Annotated in this window: 17 protein-coding genes; 7 read left to right on the top strand and 10 right to left on the bottom strand. The window is 54.6% G+C overall.

Annotated elements, in window-relative coordinates; all coding sequences use genetic code 11:
* Positions 1–1065 (top strand): AbrB family transcriptional regulator, encoded by a 1065-nt coding sequence (locus AC2FJF_RS23130; protein WP_496727371.1) that lies wholly within the window; start codon positions 1–3, stop codon positions 1063–1065.
* On the opposite strand, the gene AC2FJF_RS23135 is transcribed toward AC2FJF_RS23130, so the two are convergent.
* From AC2FJF_RS23135 to AC2FJF_RS23155, 5 genes are all read right to left on the bottom strand, one after another.
* Positions 1034–2014 (bottom strand): D-2-hydroxyacid dehydrogenase family protein, encoded by a 981-nt coding sequence (locus AC2FJF_RS23135; RefSeq protein WP_496727372.1) that lies wholly within the window; start codon positions 2012–2014, stop codon positions 1034–1036. The genes AC2FJF_RS23130 and AC2FJF_RS23135 overlap by 32 nt on opposite strands.
* A 14-nt stretch (positions 2015–2028) precedes the next feature.
* Positions 2029–2247, bottom strand: a complete 219-nt coding sequence (locus tag AC2FJF_RS23140) for a hypothetical protein (RefSeq protein ID WP_496727373.1) — start codon at positions 2245–2247, stop codon at positions 2029–2031.
* 51 nt (positions 2248–2298) lie between these two features.
* The gene (locus AC2FJF_RS23145; RefSeq protein ID WP_496727374.1) at positions 2299–3387 is read right to left on the bottom strand and encodes a 4-oxalomesaconate tautomerase; all 1089 of its coding nucleotides are present in this window, start codon (positions 3385–3387) and stop codon (positions 2299–2301) included.
* A gap of 88 nt (positions 3388–3475) precedes the next feature.
* Positions 3476–5506, bottom strand: a complete 2031-nt coding sequence (locus AC2FJF_RS23150; RefSeq protein ID WP_496727375.1) for a tripartite tricarboxylate transporter permease — start codon at positions 5504–5506, stop codon at positions 3476–3478.
* A gap of 79 nt (positions 5507–5585) precedes the next feature.
* Positions 5586–6674 carry a tricarboxylate transporter gene (locus tag AC2FJF_RS23155; protein WP_496727376.1) on the bottom strand — a complete coding sequence of 363 codons (1089 nt, stop codon included), beginning with the start codon at positions 6672–6674 and terminating at the stop codon, positions 5586–5588.
* A gap of 139 nt (positions 6675–6813) precedes the next feature.
* On the opposite strand from AC2FJF_RS23155, the gene AC2FJF_RS23160 reads away from it, so the two are divergent.
* The 3 genes from AC2FJF_RS23160 (at position 6814) to AC2FJF_RS23170 (ending at position 9323) form a co-directional block, all read left to right on the top strand.
* Positions 6814–7482 (top strand): response regulator transcription factor, encoded by a 669-nt coding sequence (locus AC2FJF_RS23160; protein ID WP_496727377.1) that lies wholly within the window; start codon positions 6814–6816, stop codon positions 7480–7482.
* 53 nt (positions 7483–7535) lie between these two features.
* Positions 7536–8846, top strand: a complete 1311-nt coding sequence (locus tag AC2FJF_RS23165; RefSeq protein WP_496727388.1) for a sensor histidine kinase — start codon at positions 7536–7538, stop codon at positions 8844–8846.
* Between the two features lie 156 nt (positions 8847–9002).
* Complete coding sequence (locus tag AC2FJF_RS23170; RefSeq protein ID WP_496727378.1) at positions 9003–9323, top strand: hypothetical protein; 321 nt, start codon at positions 9003–9005, stop codon at positions 9321–9323.
* Between the two features lie 431 nt (positions 9324–9754).
* Here AC2FJF_RS23170 and AC2FJF_RS23175 read toward each other — a convergent pair whose 3' ends face one another.
* The 4 genes from AC2FJF_RS23175 to AC2FJF_RS23190 form a co-directional block, all read right to left on the bottom strand.
* Complete coding sequence (locus AC2FJF_RS23175) at positions 9755–10258, bottom strand: HEPN domain-containing protein (RefSeq protein ID WP_496727379.1); 504 nt, start codon at positions 10256–10258, stop codon at positions 9755–9757.
* Between the two features lie 110 nt (positions 10259–10368).
* Positions 10369–10716 (bottom strand): hypothetical protein, encoded by a 348-nt coding sequence (locus AC2FJF_RS23180; protein WP_496727380.1) that lies wholly within the window; start codon positions 10714–10716, stop codon positions 10369–10371.
* Positions 10717–10736: 20 nt separating this feature from the next.
* Complete coding sequence (locus AC2FJF_RS23185) at positions 10737–10982, bottom strand: hypothetical protein (protein WP_496727381.1); 246 nt, start codon at positions 10980–10982, stop codon at positions 10737–10739.
* A 216-nt stretch (positions 10983–11198) separates the two neighbouring features.
* On the bottom strand, positions 11199–11570 hold the full coding sequence (locus tag AC2FJF_RS23190; RefSeq protein WP_496727382.1) for a DUF262 domain-containing protein: 372 nt from the start codon (positions 11568–11570) through the stop codon (positions 11199–11201).
* A 353-nt stretch (positions 11571–11923) separates the two neighbouring features.
* On the opposite strand from AC2FJF_RS23190, the gene AC2FJF_RS23195 reads away from it, so the two are divergent.
* Both AC2FJF_RS23195 and AC2FJF_RS23200 read left to right on the top strand, forming a co-directional pair.
* The gene (locus AC2FJF_RS23195; RefSeq protein WP_496727383.1) at positions 11924–12505 is read left to right on the top strand and encodes a methylenetetrahydrofolate reductase C-terminal domain-containing protein; all 582 of its coding nucleotides are present in this window, start codon (positions 11924–11926) and stop codon (positions 12503–12505) included.
* Positions 12502–13491, top strand: coding sequence for a methylenetetrahydrofolate reductase (locus AC2FJF_RS23200; protein WP_496727384.1), 990 nt, complete (start codon positions 12502–12504; stop codon positions 13489–13491). The genes AC2FJF_RS23195 and AC2FJF_RS23200 overlap by 4 nt, the downstream gene beginning before the upstream one ends.
* A 356-nt stretch (positions 13492–13847) precedes the next feature.
* Here the strand turns inward: AC2FJF_RS23200 and AC2FJF_RS23205 are convergent, their stop codons facing one another.
* Positions 13848–15557, bottom strand: a complete 1710-nt coding sequence (locus AC2FJF_RS23205) for an adenylate/guanylate cyclase domain-containing protein (RefSeq protein ID WP_496727385.1) — start codon at positions 15555–15557, stop codon at positions 13848–13850.
* Positions 15558–15667: 110 nt separating this feature from the next.
* Between AC2FJF_RS23205 and AC2FJF_RS23210 the strand changes: the two genes are divergently transcribed.
* Complete coding sequence (locus tag AC2FJF_RS23210) at positions 15668–16186, top strand: hypothetical protein (protein WP_496727386.1); 519 nt, start codon at positions 15668–15670, stop codon at positions 16184–16186.
* Positions 16187–16368: the final 182 nt, after the last annotated feature.

Raw genomic sequence — 16368 nt, forward strand, 5'->3', positions numbered from 1 at the left:
TTGCCCACCCAAAACAAAACACCCTCTTTCCTGACAAAGCGGGCCGTAACACTGGTCCTTGCGCTTCTGGGCACCGGAGTATTTTGGGCGTTGAACCTGCCGCTGCCCTTTCTATTCGGCCCAATGAGCGCGTGTCTGATCGCCGCCCTAGCACATGCCCCTATGGAAGGTTTTGGTCAGATATCGGTTGCAGCGCGCACCATACTCGGCGTTGCAGTTGGGGCTTCGATTACCCCTGCCCTTTTTGTCGAATTGCCGAAGATGGCCGCGTCTATAGCACTGGTCCCGTTCTTTATCCTGCTGATCGCGCTGGTAGGCGTGCCATTCTTTCGCAAGATTTGGGGCTTTGACTCCACGACCGCGTTTTATGCTGCCATGCCAGGCGGATTGCAGGACATGATCATCTTTGGCGCCGAAGCAGGCGCCAACCCGCGTACGCTATCCCTGATCCACGGTACGCGCGTGCTGATCATCGTGACACTGGCCCCACTGTTTCTGACAGTGTTCTACGATGCCCAGCTCACCAACCCAATCGGAGAGCCTGCGCGCGACCTGCCAATACATGAGTTGGCGCTGATGGTACTGGCCGCCCTTATAGGCTGGAAAGGCGGTGAGAGGATCGGCCTGTTCGGGGCATCCATCCTCGGCCCAATGATCCTGACAGCGGCTCTGTCACTGGGTGATTTCATTCATACCCGACCGCCTCGCGAGGCCATACTTGCAGCGCAATTCTTTATTGGCTGCGGGATCGGTGTGAAATTCGAGGGCGTCACTTGGGTCGAACTCCGCCGGGTGGTTGCTGCGGGCTTCGCCTATGTCATCGTCCTTGCCATCTTGGCCGCCGCTTTCACTGCTGTTGTCACCACGTTGGGGCTCGGTCAACCTGTCGAGGCATTTTTGGCGTTTGCCCCTGGCGGGCAGGCAGAGATGACGGTTTTGGCCATCGTATCTGGCGCGGATCTGGGCTTTGTCATAACGCACCACCTGACAAGGATTGTGCTGGTGATCATCGGCGCGCCCATAGCAGCCAACCTCATCCTGCGATGGTCCAAACCTCGGGATTGATCATGTGAATGGGAGTGCCTTCAGCATAGGCGTTCACCTGATCGAAAATGTCGGAGAATTGCAGATCGAACTCGTCCTCGGTCACAAAACCTATATGTGGTGTCGCAATCAGGTTTGGGTGCGATAGCAACGGATCATTCGGGTCAATGAGCGGCTCGGAATCGAAGACATCAATTGCGGCCTTCCCCGGGCGACCGGCTTTCAGCGCGTCCAACAAAGCACCCGGAGCGATCAGCCCGGCCCGGGAGGTGTTCACAAACATCGCGCCCGGTTGCATCTGCGAGAAATCTGACGCTGTGATGATACCTTGCGTGTTGGGCTTCAGGCGGACGTGGACCGAGACAACATCGCTGTTGGCAAAGAACGCTTCACGGCTTGTGGCAATCTGCACGCCGTCGGCCTGCGCGCGTGCCCGGCCATCGTCCGAGGACCACCAGACCACATTCATCCCGAACGCCTCGGCGTAGTCAGCAACAGCGCGGGCGATACGGCCATATCCATACAGCCCCAGTTTCCTCCCCCTCAGGGTCTTGCCAACTCCGGCCTGCCAATGTCCGGTTTTGACCGAGGCCATCTGCGCAGGCAAATCGCGCATCCCCGCCATGATCAGCGCCCATGTCAGTTCGGCTGCGGCATATGAAGGCATGCCGCCATGCATGTTCGAACACAGCAGCACTCCGTTGTCCGAGCACGCCTGCACATCGACGTGTGGATATACACTGCGCTGACTGATCAACTTCAGGTTTGGGAGTTTTTCAACCAAATCGCGGGTGATCTTGGTGCGTTCGCGAAACAACACCAGCGCCTCAGCCTCCTGCAAGCGTTCAGCCAATTCGCTGGTATCCTCAACATGATCTGTCCAGACCTTCACCTTATGGCCAGATAGCTTTTCAAAACAGGGCAGGCCCTGCAGTGTGTCAAACCAGTCATCCAGAATGTGTACTTTCATCGACTTTCTATACCCTACTCGGTGCTCAGATTTCTTGGCGTCGGCACAAAATGAAGTGTGTCGAGTGCTTCAAGCGCATTGCGAACCCGTTCACGTTGATCCAGCAAATGGTTGAATTGCTCGTCACACCCGGCAATCGGAGTCGGGTAGTCCGAGATATCCCTCCGCAGAGCCGCCTGCGCCAGCCTGAGTTCCTGACGCGCGATATCAAGGCATTCGGAATAGTCGTCCATCGTGATATCCTCATGATGTATACCATAGTATACCTAATGAGAATTGTCATTTCAACTGCCGTTCCACTCAGATTCCGGCACATAAACATGCCCGTCCGCCAATTTACGCGCAGTCCTCACCAGACCGGCAGAAATTACGTTGAACTCCCCGTCGTTCGAGAAGTCCACCAGAACGTCGATCTTGCCCGAGGCGTGCTCCAACACAACTTCAGCCGGGCTTGAACCCGGGCGATCAAGCAACCCGTCTGCGACGGTTCCGGGCGTCAAAGCGCAAGATGCCATGCATTGCGCACCCGTAACGGCCATTGTTGGGTGGGTTTTCCATGGCATGAAATACCGAACCGCAAGGGTTCCACCCTCTCTGGCGGGTGCCATCAGGCCGAATTTGGGAGTTACAGATTTCGATACGTCCCCCATACCCATCAGTTTCCCGGCTTCGATCCGTACTGCCTCCATCCGGTCAAAGAAAGCCCGGTTGGTATTAAGCTCTTCAACGCTTTCATACCCTGTCAGTCCGAAATCCGCTGCCCGGGCTATGGCCATTGGCATAGCGACATCCATGCAAGTCAGCTCGATCCCCTGCACTGTATCGCGCAAATTTCCTGTGGGTAGAAATGAACCTGTCGCCGAGCCCACAACGCCCATAAAGCTCAGTTGCACGGGTGCAGAATGACCGGGAACCCCCGCGATTTCCGCATCGCCCTCGTAGACCAACTCACCGCCCGGGGTCTGTACTTTTGCAACGACACGGGCACCCGTATTTACAGCGCGAATGCGGATTTCGGTCTCATCGCCGTTGGGCTGAAGCAATCCCATTTCGATCGCAGCTGGACCAACTCCGGAGAGGATGTTCCCGCAAGTTGGTTTAAAATCGACCAGCTTCTCATCAACAGAAACCTGCGCGAAGAAATAGTCGATATCCGCCCATTCGTCCTCGCTGACGGATAGCATCGCCACTTTGGTCGTCACTGCGTTACCACCACCGATCCCGTCGATGTTGAGCGCTTGTCCGGCCCCGAGGGCAGCAACCAGCACATCAGCCAGCTTGTCCCTATCTTCAGGCAGATCAGAGCGTCGAAAATAAGGCCCTCGGGAAGTGCCGCCGCGCATGAAGACATATGGGATTGCTGTCTGGGTCATTGCGAACCCTCCTTTACAAACCTTTGAAATTTCTGATTTCAGCGCTGCCCGACCCGCCAGATTGGCAGGCCGGGCATCCGTGGAGCGCCTACTTGAGTGGCCATGGCAGGTTCACCATGTCTTGCAGCAGACCCGGCGGGAAATCCCGGTTCAGGGCACCAGCCATGAAGCACATGAAACCGATGCCGCAGGCCGTCAGGAGCAGCGTCATCTGCCAGCTGGACCCGGCGCGAATGCGGAAGAATGCGATCAGGAACCCGATCAGGGCGAGGATGAACCCCACAACCCAGGTGGCCGCGATCAGACTTGCGAACCACGCGAGCGTTGACCAAAGTCCATGTGGCGCGCTTGCATCCTCGCCGGCAATTTCCTTGTCGGCAAAGATTGCATCCCCCTCGGGTCGCCGCATCATCTGGATCAACAGAATGACGCAGCAGAACAGCGACACGCTGCCGATCACCAGCGGGATGATCTTGTCGGTCATGTTGTAGTCAGGGATCATGTTGGCATTGACCAAAGCCACGATCAGATAGGCCATGATCACCAACAGGAAGATCAGCGGCGCGCGCTTGCTGCCGGATTTGACCTCACCTTCGGCCATGATCATCTTGGCTTGACGAATGCCCAGAATGACCGAAACCACGGTGACCACGATCAGTATGATAACGATCGGGCTGAAGACATACTCCATGCCTTCGCCAAAGCTCTTGCGGAAGCGGAAAGAGGCAATCTGGAACGCCTGGTTGGTGAACTTCTCAACCGGGTTCGACAGCACGAACCCAATCAGAAAGGCCGGGCGCGACCAGTCGAAACGGCGCAGGAAAATACCAATCAGGCCGATGACGAACAGGGCCAGCAGGTCTTCGAAGTTCTGACCGGACTGGAATGCCGCGAAGCTGATCAGCATGAACAGAAACGGCGCCAGATAGGTGAAACGGATTGTCGTAAGCTTGGCTATCCCACCCGAGGCCGCGATACATAAGATGGTGCCCACCACGTTGGCGAGAGCCAGCAGCCAGACAATTGAATAGGTGATGTCGAGATTATCCTTGAGCATGCTAGGACCGACCTCGATATCGCCGGATCCCAACAGTGCGACGGCGCCGATAAAGATCGCCATCGAACCCGATCCGGGGATACCAAACAGCAGCGTTGGGACGAGCCCCCCGCCCTCCTTGGCATTGTTCGAGCTTTCCGGCCCGATGACGCCACGCACTTCGCCTTTGCCGAAGTTGCTTTTGTCTTTGGTCGATTGAACCGAATGGCCATAAGCGATCCAGTCAACAACGGAGCCACCAAGACCAGGAATGACACCGACAACCACGCCAATGATCGAACAGCGGACCGACAACCAGATGTTCGCAGCCCAGTCTTTGACCCCATCAAACCAACCAGCTCCTAGCAAAGCGCCCTTGGCAATGGATCGGTCTTGACGCAGCAGCGAGACGATTTCCGGCACCGCAAAGATACCCAAGCCAACGATGACCAATTTCAGACCGTCGGTCAGGTAAGGAATGTCATAAGTGGCCATACGAAGTGAGCCGCCTGCATCCGCCTCGCCGATCGTGCCAACCATCAGGCCCAGCCCAGCAGCGGCAACGCCTTTTAGCGGGATACGTCCGGCGAGAATGGCGACCATCGACAAACCAAGAATGGTGATCATCAGCATCTCGGGCAGACCGAATGCCAGAACGATGGGCCGCGCGACCAAAATGAACATGGTCAGAAAAGTTGCGCCGACCAAGCCGCCAAACAGCGATGAAGCAAAGGCCGCTGACAAGGCCCGCGCGGCTTCGCCTTTCTTCGCCATCGGGAAACCATCCAACACCGTAGCCTGCGAGGCAGAGCTACCTGGGATGCCCATAAGAACTGACGCGAAGGTGTCAGAGGTCGGCACAACGGCGACCATCCCGATCATCAACGCCAATCCAAGGATCGGGTCCATACCGAACATGAAAGGCAGCAATAGGGACAGACCAGCAATACCGCCAAGCCCAGGGAAAACACCTACGGCCAGTCCCATGACGACACCGAGAACAAGATATCCCAGAACGATAGGTTGCAGGATCAGACCCCACGCGTCACTAAGCGCAGGAACAGCTGTGGCGAAAACCTCCATAGCGGCCGCCTTTCATAAATTGTCTTGTGTTTGGAAAAGCGCGCGCCCGACATTGGGGCACGCGCGGTGGTGTTTGGGCTTAGTTCAGCTCGACACCATAGGCTTCTTTGAGCCAGTTCAGAACGTAGGCTTTTGCGTTGTCGTCGACGTTTGTCGCGGTTTGCAATGCCGCTTTAGAGCCGTCACCTACGAACACTGGGTATTTGCCCACGCGCTTCGAGGAGATGTCGGCAAAGTCGCCGCGCTCCGTCACAGCCTGGAACGCTGCTGTGTATGCGTCGACCACTTCCTGAGGTGTATCACCCGGCAGGAAAGCCAGCTTCTGAACCGGGAACCCGGCTACAAAGAACGCTTTCCACGCATCCCATGCCTCACCGCTGGTTTCACAGCCATCGGTGGCTTCGCACACTTCTTTGAAAGTCGGGATATCCGGGAAAGTCGGGTCGCGAACGATGTTGCCGTCTGCATCCAGAGCACCCCAGGTCATCATCGGAACAGCCTGACCGGATTCAACCAACGGGGCCGAACCACCCAAGTAGCCGGACGAGGTCTGATAATCGATATTGGCTTCGCCACGTTCGAACATCAGACGACCGTCTCCGCGTCCCTTGATGCCGAAGACCGGCTCGACATTCATGCCAAGCATTTGCCAGGCCAACAGCGGGACAAGGTCAAGACGCGTCGCACCCTGCGAACCGTAGATGAAGTTGGTGTCCTTCAGAGCATTCGCCGAGCCATCAAACTTCGCGCCATCCTCTGCGTTCAGGTAAGCAACGCCACCGGTTCCTGATGCCATGACAGGAATCCAGTCATTGTATTCATAGCGCACCCGCGGATCACTAAGCAGATATGGGAATTGAGTTGAACCGGAGGTGCCAAACAGCAGCGTACCGTCGTCATGGCTCTGCTCCTGGAACCAGTTCGCGCCCTTGGTCGAACCAGCGCCCGGCATGAATTTCACCACTACGGTCGGTTGACCCGGCAGCGCTTCGGACAGAAGCGGCGCAAAGAAGTTGGCCCATTTGGCAGACCCGCCGGTTTCCGAGAACGGGATGACCCATTCCACAGTCTTACCCGAGAAATCAACCTCGGCTGCGGCAGGTGCGGCGATACCGGCGGCGGCGATCAGCCCCACGACGGCGCGACGGGTGAAGTTGGAAATGGTCATTGGTTCCTCCCTGTTGACCAGACAACCACGTCAACGCCCTCGGCGCTACCGTGATCGCAAATAGAACTGTGGGGTTGATTCCCCCTCCCATCTGGCAATCATGGAGTGCCAACCTTGCGCGAAACTTGCAGGAGACCCGATGCGGATCGTCATCGTCGAAGACAACGAGACCCTCGCCAAAGCTATTGCCTATCGCTTACGTGACCGAGGTCATGCAGCAGAAGTGCTTTTGGATGGCTATGAAGCTGACTTGTATCTTGCGCAAGAGGGCGCAGACTTAGTTGTTCTGGACATCAATTTGCCTGGACAGTCGGGACTGGAGATCCTGAAATCTCTTCGCAATCGTGGTGACGGCGTACCGGTGATCTTGCTTACGGCACGTGCCGAAACAAGCGACCGGGTTTCGGGGTTGGATATGGGCGCTGATGACTATCTGGTTAAGCCATTCGAAATGGACGAGTTGGAAGCACGTATCCGGGCGCTTTCTCGACGCAAGGAACTCGACTACGGAGCAAAAGAGAGCATCGGCGCCCTGGAATTCGACCGCGCTGCCCGTCAGGTAAGTGTACAGGGCGAGGTTATGGATATTCCGCGGCGGGAAATCGCGGTACTTGAGTGTCTGCTGGAACGCAGGGGCAGAATTGTTCCCAAAAGCCAACTAACGGATTACGTCTACGGCGTGGGTGCCGAAGTCGAGGCCTCCGCCGTCGAGCCTCATGTGTCGCGGCTGAGAAAACGTCTTCAAGATCTGGGTATTAGAATAAAGACAGCCCGTGGTCTGGGGTATCTGCTTGAGGTGCAGAAGTGATCAATCACGGCTCGCTCAGGTTAAGACTTTTCATTCTTATCCTAACCCCCTTGGTGTTAATTGCCGCTCTGCTTGGTCTTTGGCGCTTTATGATTGCGCAGAATACGGCTCAGGAATTGTTCGACGACAGCCTGTTATCTGCAGGTCTCGCAATATCGCGAGATGTTGCGATTTCGGGAGGTGATGCGCTGTCACCAACGACACGCAGCATGATCCGTGACGCATCAGGCGGAGAGATTTTTTACCACGTAACGGGCCCCGGCGGCATCTATGTGACAGGCTATGCCTACCCCCCGGCCGCCACCAACCCGTCTGCTGAAGAGGCGTACAAACCGCAATTTTTCGAAGCGCTCTACCGCCAAGAACCAGTGCGCGTTCTTAAGATGACGGAACGCGTGACCATAGAAAATCTAATCGGAGATGCGACGGTTACAGTCTGGCAACGTATGGCGGATCGCAACGCTTTCGCGAATGAATTGTCAATCCGCGCAGGAATTCTAATGGGAATTCTGCTGGCCACCCTCGCCATAGTGGTGTGGTTCGGCGTCGCGCGCGGCCTTAGGCCCTTGTTGGATTTGCAGGACGCAATTGACCTGCGTTCACCGGATGACCTCAGTGAGATCAAGCGCCCTGTTCCAGCCGAAGTTCAAGGAGTTGTCAGAACCCTGAACCGGCTGTTTGGGCAGGTGGAAAAAAGTATCAACGCCCATCAAGTGTTTATATCCGAAGCTGCACATCAACTGCGGAATCCAGCGGCGGCCGTGCAGTCAATGGCCGAAGCGCTGCAGGATGCGAAAACGTATGACGACCGGGAAAAACGTATCTCAGAACTTGTTGCGGCGGCAAAAAACTCAGCAACAGTTGCCGAACAGCTGTTGTCACTTGAGAGGCTCAGGCAGCCGACGCACCAAGACCAAATGGATAAAATTGACTTTCGTTCGGTCGTGGAAGAGGCCTGCGCTGAGATGGGAGTTCACATCCTCGCAAAAGGTATCGAGTTTGATGTCACGATGCCTGAGACGGCAGTCACAGTATCCGGCGATCGGGTCTTTCTGATTGAGGCTTTAAAGAACCTGCTGGACAACGCAGTCAAACACGGTGGCCCAGAGTTGAGCCAAATCTCAGTTGTGCTGCGGTGTGATAATAAATTCCTCAACCTAACCGTGGCGGATGACGGAGCTGGCCTTTCGCCAGACCAAAGCGAAGTCGCATTCAATCGGTTTTCTCAGTTGGAGTATTCCGAGGGCAGCGGATTGGGGTTATCAATCGTCTCTGCAGTGGCGCAGCGCCACGGAGGAATTGTCGAAATCAACCGAGTCGAAAGAGGAGCTAGCATTACGCTTGAGCTTCCCATAGTCCTGTAAGCTGTTTCTAATTTCACTCGGAACCCAAAACCAGTCAAAGTCAACGCGAGTTTTTGCGATTGCTGCGAAAGTCAGGTTTTCGCCCTGAGCGAAGAACGCAGCTCTCAAAATCTGTATCTATGTCGTCTTTGGGCTCAACCTGTGCTGCACCCCAACATGTCGAGGCTCTATCACTCCAAAGTCAGCGATCTTGCCAACGCCCTCAATGAGCCCGGCGTACGCAGCGAAGCTGCTGAGGCGCTGCGCGCTCTGATCGACAAAGTGCTGCTGACACCTTCTGAAGATGGATATGACATTGATCTGCATGGAGATCTTGCCGGCATCCTCGCCTTAGCGTCTGACAAAAAAGCAAAAACCGCCCAAGCCGACATGGCTGAGGCGGTTTCGCAATTATCGTTGGTTGCGGGAGTAGGATTTGACCTTTGTCGAACAATTACGGTTCTGAGAAAATCGATTAACAACAAAGAAAAATACTAAGTTGAGCCTATGTTCGTTCAAAGCCATCCAAAGTAAAAATTGGATCGGTTGTCGATCAACAGCTAACTTACGGGACTTTGCGGCCATCCGCACAATTGGTTAGGAGGACAGAAGTCAGCCCACAGCAGACCTTCCGTAGACATCCGAGATTGGCGGAATCGGACTTCCTCCCTGTATTAGTTGGCTAAAGCAAGTAGGCCACCAAGCTGCCGTTCGCCGCGTGTGGAACACCGATCACCACGAATGGCAGCTTCGTGCAAAAACCTAGCTTTGCAAGTGTAGCGCTCGAACCAGCACTGTTATTCGAAGTAAGCGGTGGACGCAGTTGTACAGCGGTATGAACTAGGCCTCCATTTTCGTCACGCAACTACCGCAAACTCGCTACACTCATTTGTGTCGAACCGTCTTTGTAGAACGACTAGTATCACGTGTTACTTATCCATTCCCTCGCGGAGTTGAGAGCAAGAGGCTCTATCAATTGTGAGTAAACCTATGAAAATATGTTCTGTTTCCGCCAAAACAGAGCTCCTCGTCTCCAAGGTCTTCATTTTGACTTTGTGGGCGATAGAACCTCTTTTTGATCCAAAAGCGTGCAGCGCCGCAGATACAGCTAGATCAACCTCTTCGGGGTCTACTCCGATTTGTAGAAGCAGTTTTCGTTGGTCGGCCGTTGTGACGCCGTGGTTCGCTTGAACATCGAGTGTTAAATTTGAGACCGCACTTGAAGCAAAGCAATGAAGGTTAGATGCAACCGATGCTCTTATTTTTCGCCTAGCAACATCGTCGTCAACTTGCAGCATCGCCTCAGACGCAACAAGACTGAGCATCGCCCGACATACTCGATCATTCTTTTTGAGCTGCTGATGCGCTTCACGGGAAATTAGTGTAACGATTTCCTCTATGTACTGTTCGAACGCTGCGTGAGCTAGAAGCACGTAGGATTGTACTTTCAGGTGGTCCAGCGCAGATACACATTCTGCTTTCAGGAACTCGCGCGAGAATCTTCTGAATATTCTTTAGAGACGCTTTCAACGCCTTGTAAGGATCAGTTGGGGATTTCATTCGCAAACGCCGGCTGCTTCAGTTGAATTCCTGTCATTTCAGCAACCTTGGTATAGAAGCTATCAAATCTTGTTCGCGTTGAGGCAACCGATTTGGTTGTAGTCTCTACAGCTCTTCTGAAGTTATCGGTCGCCGAGACTTGTTCGAATCCCGCAACAAAATCCGACGAGTTTTCAAGCGCCCACGTGCGAACCCCCTGATTTGCCAATACTCCAACAAGGACATCAAAAAGCGCTCTATTGAACCTGCTTTCATATTCACCATCGACGAACTTTCGACAAAATTTCTTTTCGGGGAAAATCTGAATTCCCGCGGCGATGGCATCGTTCATTATAGACAAACGAGAGCTAACTACTTCAACTTCGCTTTCGTCATCGGCGAACGAGCTGTTGTATCGAGTGCATAACTCATCGAGAAATTTTTTAGATCACCGGCGTAGACCAGATCCGGATCAGAAAAAGCCAGAAACCGAGCAGCTAGCTCGACATCGTTCATGCGTGGGTCAGGACTTTTCTTAGAAATTAGTTGATGCAAGGGACCGACTTGGTCTGTCCATTGAATGATGAACTTCAGAAAATCCCCTGGGTACAGCGACATCCGCAGCTCCATAGGAGACAACTTCACGGAGCCTGAATTCAGGCGATGAAATATCTCGTAGAGTATTCTGTCATCTTCCCAACCTCGTATTACCGCTGTTCTTTGAGTTGGTTGAGGAGTTCAAATCGCCAATCGTCGTTTTGTTCGACTTCTTCCCAAGTCTGACCCTCAAGATCAGACAGGACTCGTAGGTTTTTTAGCCGGAACTTTTGCCCACTAGGAAATTTCCCATCTATGAACTCTTTTATGGTCAGCAGTCTTTGTTTGCCGTCCAATACCAAAAAAGGACTTACTGCTGCCACCACTGGCCGAAAGCAAAATCTGTGGAATGGGAATTCCGAAAAAAAGAGACTCGATAAAGCTAATTTTAGCCTTGGGGGACCATACATTACGCCGTTGAAACTCGGGGGATAAATTAATTTGACTGCCTATTTGTCGGTACAGCGTCTCGATGGTCCAGTCGGTCGGCGAGATTAGAAGTGATGCGAACTCCGCAGCCGTAACATTGGAACTCTCCCCTTCTTCGGTTGGTTCCAAATCCTCAAACGGTTCGTCTCTGTCTTGGTAAGCCAAACTGATCTCCTGCATACTTTTGGCCACCCTACTTCCAATTTGTTGGCAGTCAATCAATCGACTCTGGTTGCGGTCTCGTCGAGACCAATCGAATGTCAGCTTAGGGGCCCTAGCGGCCGGCTGCACGAGCGGCATCCAAGCGACGTTGCAACGACGGCTTTGGGCTCAAAATCCTTGTTCAGTCTCACTGCAGAGAAAGTCGGCAGCGAGCCCTTAGTAACGAATGCTGCACTCGGAACCAATGTCAGTTACCGGGTCAGTGTGCTTTACGTCGGGTGGGATTGGGCGGCAGTGATATGTAAGCGCTACATTACGTATAGAAAGTCGTCGACCCGTGCTAAGGTCAAGCCTCCACAAGGAACTAATCTATGTACCGTGTCCGACTTTTTGCCACTCGCCACGCACGCACATTTGAATGGATCTACAAGCGTGTCGAGCAGGTCATGGTGGCGCTGGACCCCCTTATCGCAAAAATTGGCTACAACCGTGTCGAGCGCCCGATTGCCCTTATCGAGAAGGGAGTGAAGACACTTCTTTTCGATTGCAAAATGTGCGGCCAATGCGTGTTGTCCTCAACCGGCATGTCCTGTCCGATGAACTGCCCCAAACAGCTGCGCAATGGCCCCTGTGGCGGGGTGCGGCAGGGAGGGTATTGCGAGGTGAAGCCTGAAATGAAGTGCGTTTGGGCGCTGGGCTGGGACGGGGCCAGCCACATGAAAGACGGGGCCGCGAAGATCAGGGAGGTTTTGCCACCTGTCGATCGTAGTCTGCAAGGCTCTTCCTCGTGGTTGCGCGTAAGCCGCGAAATGGCGACACTGAACCGCGAAAAACGGGATGCGGCCCGCATGGCCCTTGCTGACGCCTTTCCAGAGGCACGATTGCAGGAACCAAGCTCGGCTCCTCTGGCAGACGAGCCACCCAAGGCCACGACCTCGGGGCGCGGCACATGAGCGATACCTCACCCATCGAAAACACCCTGCTGCCCTATGCCAAGCCGCCTGAGGGTCATGTCTCTCACAGTCGGCTTGAGCGTGTTTTGCGCTCGGGCCGCTTTGCCGTGACGGCTGAATTGAACCCGCCCGACAGCGCCAATGCGGCGGATGTTTTTGATGCGGCCCAGCCCTTGGGAGAGGTCGCGGATGCGATCAATGCCACCGACGCATCGGGGGCCAATTGCCATATGTCCTCCATCGGCATTTGCGCTCTGCTGACCCGCGCGGGCTATTCTCCGGTTTACCAGATTTCCTGCCGCGACCGGAACCGCATCGCCATTCAGGGCGATGTTTTGGGGGCTGCCGCGCTGGGTGTCAGTAACGTGCTTTGCTTGACGGGCGATGGCGTGGGCGTGGGCGATCAGCCCGGCGCGAAACCGGTGTTCGATTTTGATAGCCTCAACCTGCTGCGCACCCTGCGCACAATGCGCGACGAAGGTGTGTTTCTGTCGGGACGAAAACTGTCCAGCCCACCGCAGCTGTTCCTCGGGGCGGCAGAAAACCCGTGCATCCCACCTTATGAGTGGCGTGCGGACCGCCTGACCAAAAAGGTCGAGGCCGGGGCCGATTTCATCCAGACCAACTATATTTTTGACATTCCCCTCTTTGAGGCATTCATGGAGCGGGTGCGTGATGCCGGCATGGACAAGCGCGTGTTTGTCATCGCCGGGGTCGGCCCTCTCGCCTCGGCCAAGGCGGCGCGGTGGATGCGCAGCAACGTGCCGGGCATTCACATCCCCGATGCCATCATCGACCGGTTGGAGGTGGCGCAAAACCCTTCGGATGAGGGCAAGAAAATATGCATCGAGCTGATCCAGCAACTGCGCGAGATTGTGGGCGTCTCAGGCGTGCATATTATGGCCTATCGGCGCGAACACCTTGTCTCCAGCATCATCCTTGAATCGGGTGTTCTGGCAGGACGGCGCAGGCGGAAGAAAGGTTAACCTGTCTGGTCGAATAACCATTGCGTGTCGTCATTGAACTTTCGGAACAGCCGACCACTTGCAGCGATTGGCAGACTTCTAACCGTGCTGCTTTTCGCTGCAGACGCAATGTGCGGATTGCTGCCGTTGGGGCGGGCGCGGCGAATTCACACTTTGTTTGCGTCCTGTGAATTCGCCAACTAAACCTCGAAGGTCTGCAATGGTCGACAAACCCGACGAATGCAAACGCAGCAGTCAAATAGACCGGGAACGGCAGCTTTGGGCTCGGAGCGGACATTCGAAGTCAACAATAAGGAGCCAAGGTCTGCTATGCGGACGAAGCCGCCGGATTGGGTCGCCTGCTTAACTTTGCTTTCTCAGATTGGAAGGCCTGCTTTTAGCCATCCATCCCGCCATTGCTCCGAGCATTCGGGAACGCTGAATATGGGGAGCTTCGTTTGTTCTTTAATGTCGAGATCCGGACGAAGTTCCTTCAGTTCAGATACCGCAGCCCTTGCTGACTCAAGGTCTCCGTTTTGAGCCAAGGATGCGATGAGCATGAGATGAGTAATCACGAATTTCGCCCTAATGGCCAAGGCGTTTCGATTGGCCTCTACAGCTTCAGCATAGCGGCCAAGTTGGAAAAATGCGGAGGCTTGCCCTACATAGGCTGCGTGCCGCATCGGATCTTTCGGGCTGAGATTGATCGAGTGTGTCGCGTGTTCGAGGGCTTCTTCGGGTCTGTCGAGAAAATTCAGATTGATGCCGGCGAGCATGTGAACGGTCGCAGCATTTGGATTTTCGGCTAGTGCTTGTTTGAAAACTGCGCGAGCTCGCGGCAAGTCTTGTGCAAGCATAGAGATTGAGTGTGCGGCGTAAGCCAACGCGATTCCATCCGCGCGGTCACTTAACAACACACGTTCTGCTGCGGTTACGGCTGCTTTAGGCCCTTCATCAATCGGCTTAAGTCCCTGTACCATCCTTTGGATATGCAGCCACGCAAGCAATCCAGCTGCCGACGAATAATCAGGATCGCGCTCCAACGCCAGACGTGTAAGGCGAATAGCCTCACGGTTGTCTTCGTCGGTCAGCAGGTGAAAATGTGACTGAGCCTGGAGATAAAGTTCATACGCGTCGAGGTTTTCTGTCGGTTTCGCCCGAGCGCGGACCGTCTCGGCATGGCGAACGGACGGTTCGATTGCCGTGACAACTTCCTGTGTGACCTGATCTTGAAGGTCAAAAACATCGTCCAGCATCCCATCGAAACGATCGGCCCAAATATGGCTGCCATTCTCTGCATCAATTAACTGTCCTGTTATCCGCAGACGCTGACCCGCGCGCCTTACAGACCCTTCAAGCACATATCTCACGCCGAGCACCTGCCCGACTTCGCGAATGTCAGTGCTCTTTCCTTTGAATGTAAAAGACGAGTTTCGCGCCACGACCATCAGCCAACGAAACCGAGACAACTCAGTTATGATGTCCTCGGTAATCCCATCGGCGAAAAACTCTTGTTCAGTGTCGCCAGACATATTGTCAAACGGCAGCACAGCAATACCGGGTTTCTCCGATTTGACAGATGGACTTGTAGCCGCCGAACCGACAGGCCACTGCCACACGCCAACGGGGCGGGCAATGTTCTTCAATTCGGCCTGCTGGCCGCCAGAGAACGAGGCGGCGGCATTCCTGTCTAGGCTGTTATGTGCGGTGTCTGAAATCAATATTTGCCCCGGTTCCGCTAATGCCTCGAGACGGGCAGCTATGTTGATACCGTCACCGAATATGTCATCACCTTCCGAAACGACTTCCCCGGTATGTATGCCGATGCGGATTTGGATTTCCTGTGGTCGGTCAGCAATCTGAACAGCAATCGCGCATTCTGTCGCGGCTGATGCGGAGCGAAACTCAACAATCCATCCGTCGCCCATGCTTTTGACCAGTCGCCCATCATGGGCTGCTAAAGCGGGTATTAGATGATCCTCACGGAAAGCCTTGAGCGCTTTGAGTGTTCCGTCCCTATCCTGATCCATCAACGCCGAGTATCCGGCGACATCAGCCGCCAGCACCGCAGCAAGCCTCTTTTCCATGTTTCTCTCCCCGCTTGTTGGAAGCTAGCTTGTAGAAAGAGCAATGTCAGCCCGGTAGTTAGAGCAAAGGGGTTCCATCAAGAAAGCGCGACCGCTTTGGGCTCTTACCGTTGGTAGATACTAGCGGCAGAGAATGGCAGCAGGGAACCCAAAGCTACGTGCAGATGTGCTTGATCTTACGGAAGTATCACAACTACCTTTCCAGTATGTTTGTCCGTTTTGTCAGCAATAGACCTCATCCCAATATCAACGCAGAACTCGGTATGTTTGCGGCCCGCGACCATGTTGATTTTTCTAAGCAGAAAGGGAGCATTCAGAGAGCACATGAAGAAGCATTCTACTGGTTCAGCGCAGATGGCGGTGGCGGGTTAACCTATCCTCGGCTCAAGGGAAAGGTTCGCACACCCGACGTTAGAAGGTCGCTGTTTTGGTTTCGGGAAGATGCCAAATTGTTCCGTCGTGAGGCTGGTAGCGTTGTTGTACGGGCGCGCGAACTGGCAGCCGTTCTAACTCTTTCGGGGTGTGAGATTCGCGAAATAAGAACGAGAACTCCGGGTAAAATAATCTGGGAAGACAGCCGCCAAGTGCTCGCGCTGCCAAACTTCGAAAGAGTTCCTAGAGCGTTTTGAGCTGGGTTGTCGAACGGCAACTTCGTCCGCGCAGCAGACGCTCAGGAAAACTTGCCGACTGACCGCTTCGAGCCCATAGTGACGGATGCTGCGATTTGGTCGAACGACATGGTGTGATCGCGGTGGTCGCTCTCCTTGGGCAAACGAGGCCTGATATTATCAGCCTCACCAATCAAAAGCCG

This window comes from Ruegeria sp. CDSB013 (assembly GCF_059611165.1).

Excerpts from the sequence above, each read along its gene's own strand:
- AC2FJF_RS23170 (WP_496727378.1), top strand. The coding sequence starts at position 9,003 with ATGTCGAGGCTCTATCACTCCAAAGTCAGCGATCTTGCCAACGCCCTC.
- AC2FJF_RS23185 (WP_496727381.1), bottom strand. The coding sequence starts at position 10,982 with ATGTCGCTGTACCCAGGGGATTTTCTGAAGTTCATCATTCAATGGACA.
- AC2FJF_RS23160 (WP_496727377.1), top strand. The coding sequence starts at position 6,814 with ATGCGGATCGTCATCGTCGAAGACAACGAGACCCTCGCCAAAGCTATT.
- AC2FJF_RS23145 (WP_496727374.1), bottom strand. The coding sequence starts at position 3,387 with ATGACCCAGACAGCAATCCCATATGTCTTCATGCGCGGCGGCACTTCC.
- AC2FJF_RS23180 (WP_496727380.1), bottom strand. The coding sequence starts at position 10,716 with ATGAACGATGCCATCGCCGCGGGAATTCAGATTTTCCCCGAAAAGAAA.
- AC2FJF_RS23150 (WP_496727375.1), bottom strand. The coding sequence starts at position 5,506 with ATGGAGGTTTTCGCCACAGCTGTTCCTGCGCTTAGTGACGCGTGGGGT.
- AC2FJF_RS23205 (WP_496727385.1), bottom strand. The coding sequence starts at position 15,557 with ATGGAAAAGAGGCTTGCTGCGGTGCTGGCGGCTGATGTCGCCGGATAC.
- AC2FJF_RS23135 (WP_496727372.1), bottom strand. The coding sequence starts at position 2,014 with ATGAAAGTACACATTCTGGATGACTGGTTTGACACACTGCAGGGCCTG.
- AC2FJF_RS23155 (WP_496727376.1), bottom strand. The coding sequence starts at position 6,674 with ATGACCATTTCCAACTTCACCCGTCGCGCCGTCGTGGGGCTGATCGCC.
- AC2FJF_RS23200 (WP_496727384.1), top strand. The coding sequence starts at position 12,502 with ATGAGCGATACCTCACCCATCGAAAACACCCTGCTGCCCTATGCCAAG.
- AC2FJF_RS23195 (WP_496727383.1), top strand. The coding sequence starts at position 11,924 with ATGTACCGTGTCCGACTTTTTGCCACTCGCCACGCACGCACATTTGAA.
- AC2FJF_RS23190 (WP_496727382.1), bottom strand. The coding sequence starts at position 11,570 with ATGCAGGAGATCAGTTTGGCTTACCAAGACAGAGACGAACCGTTTGAG.
- AC2FJF_RS23140 (WP_496727373.1), bottom strand. The coding sequence starts at position 2,247 with ATGGACGACTATTCCGAATGCCTTGATATCGCGCGTCAGGAACTCAGG.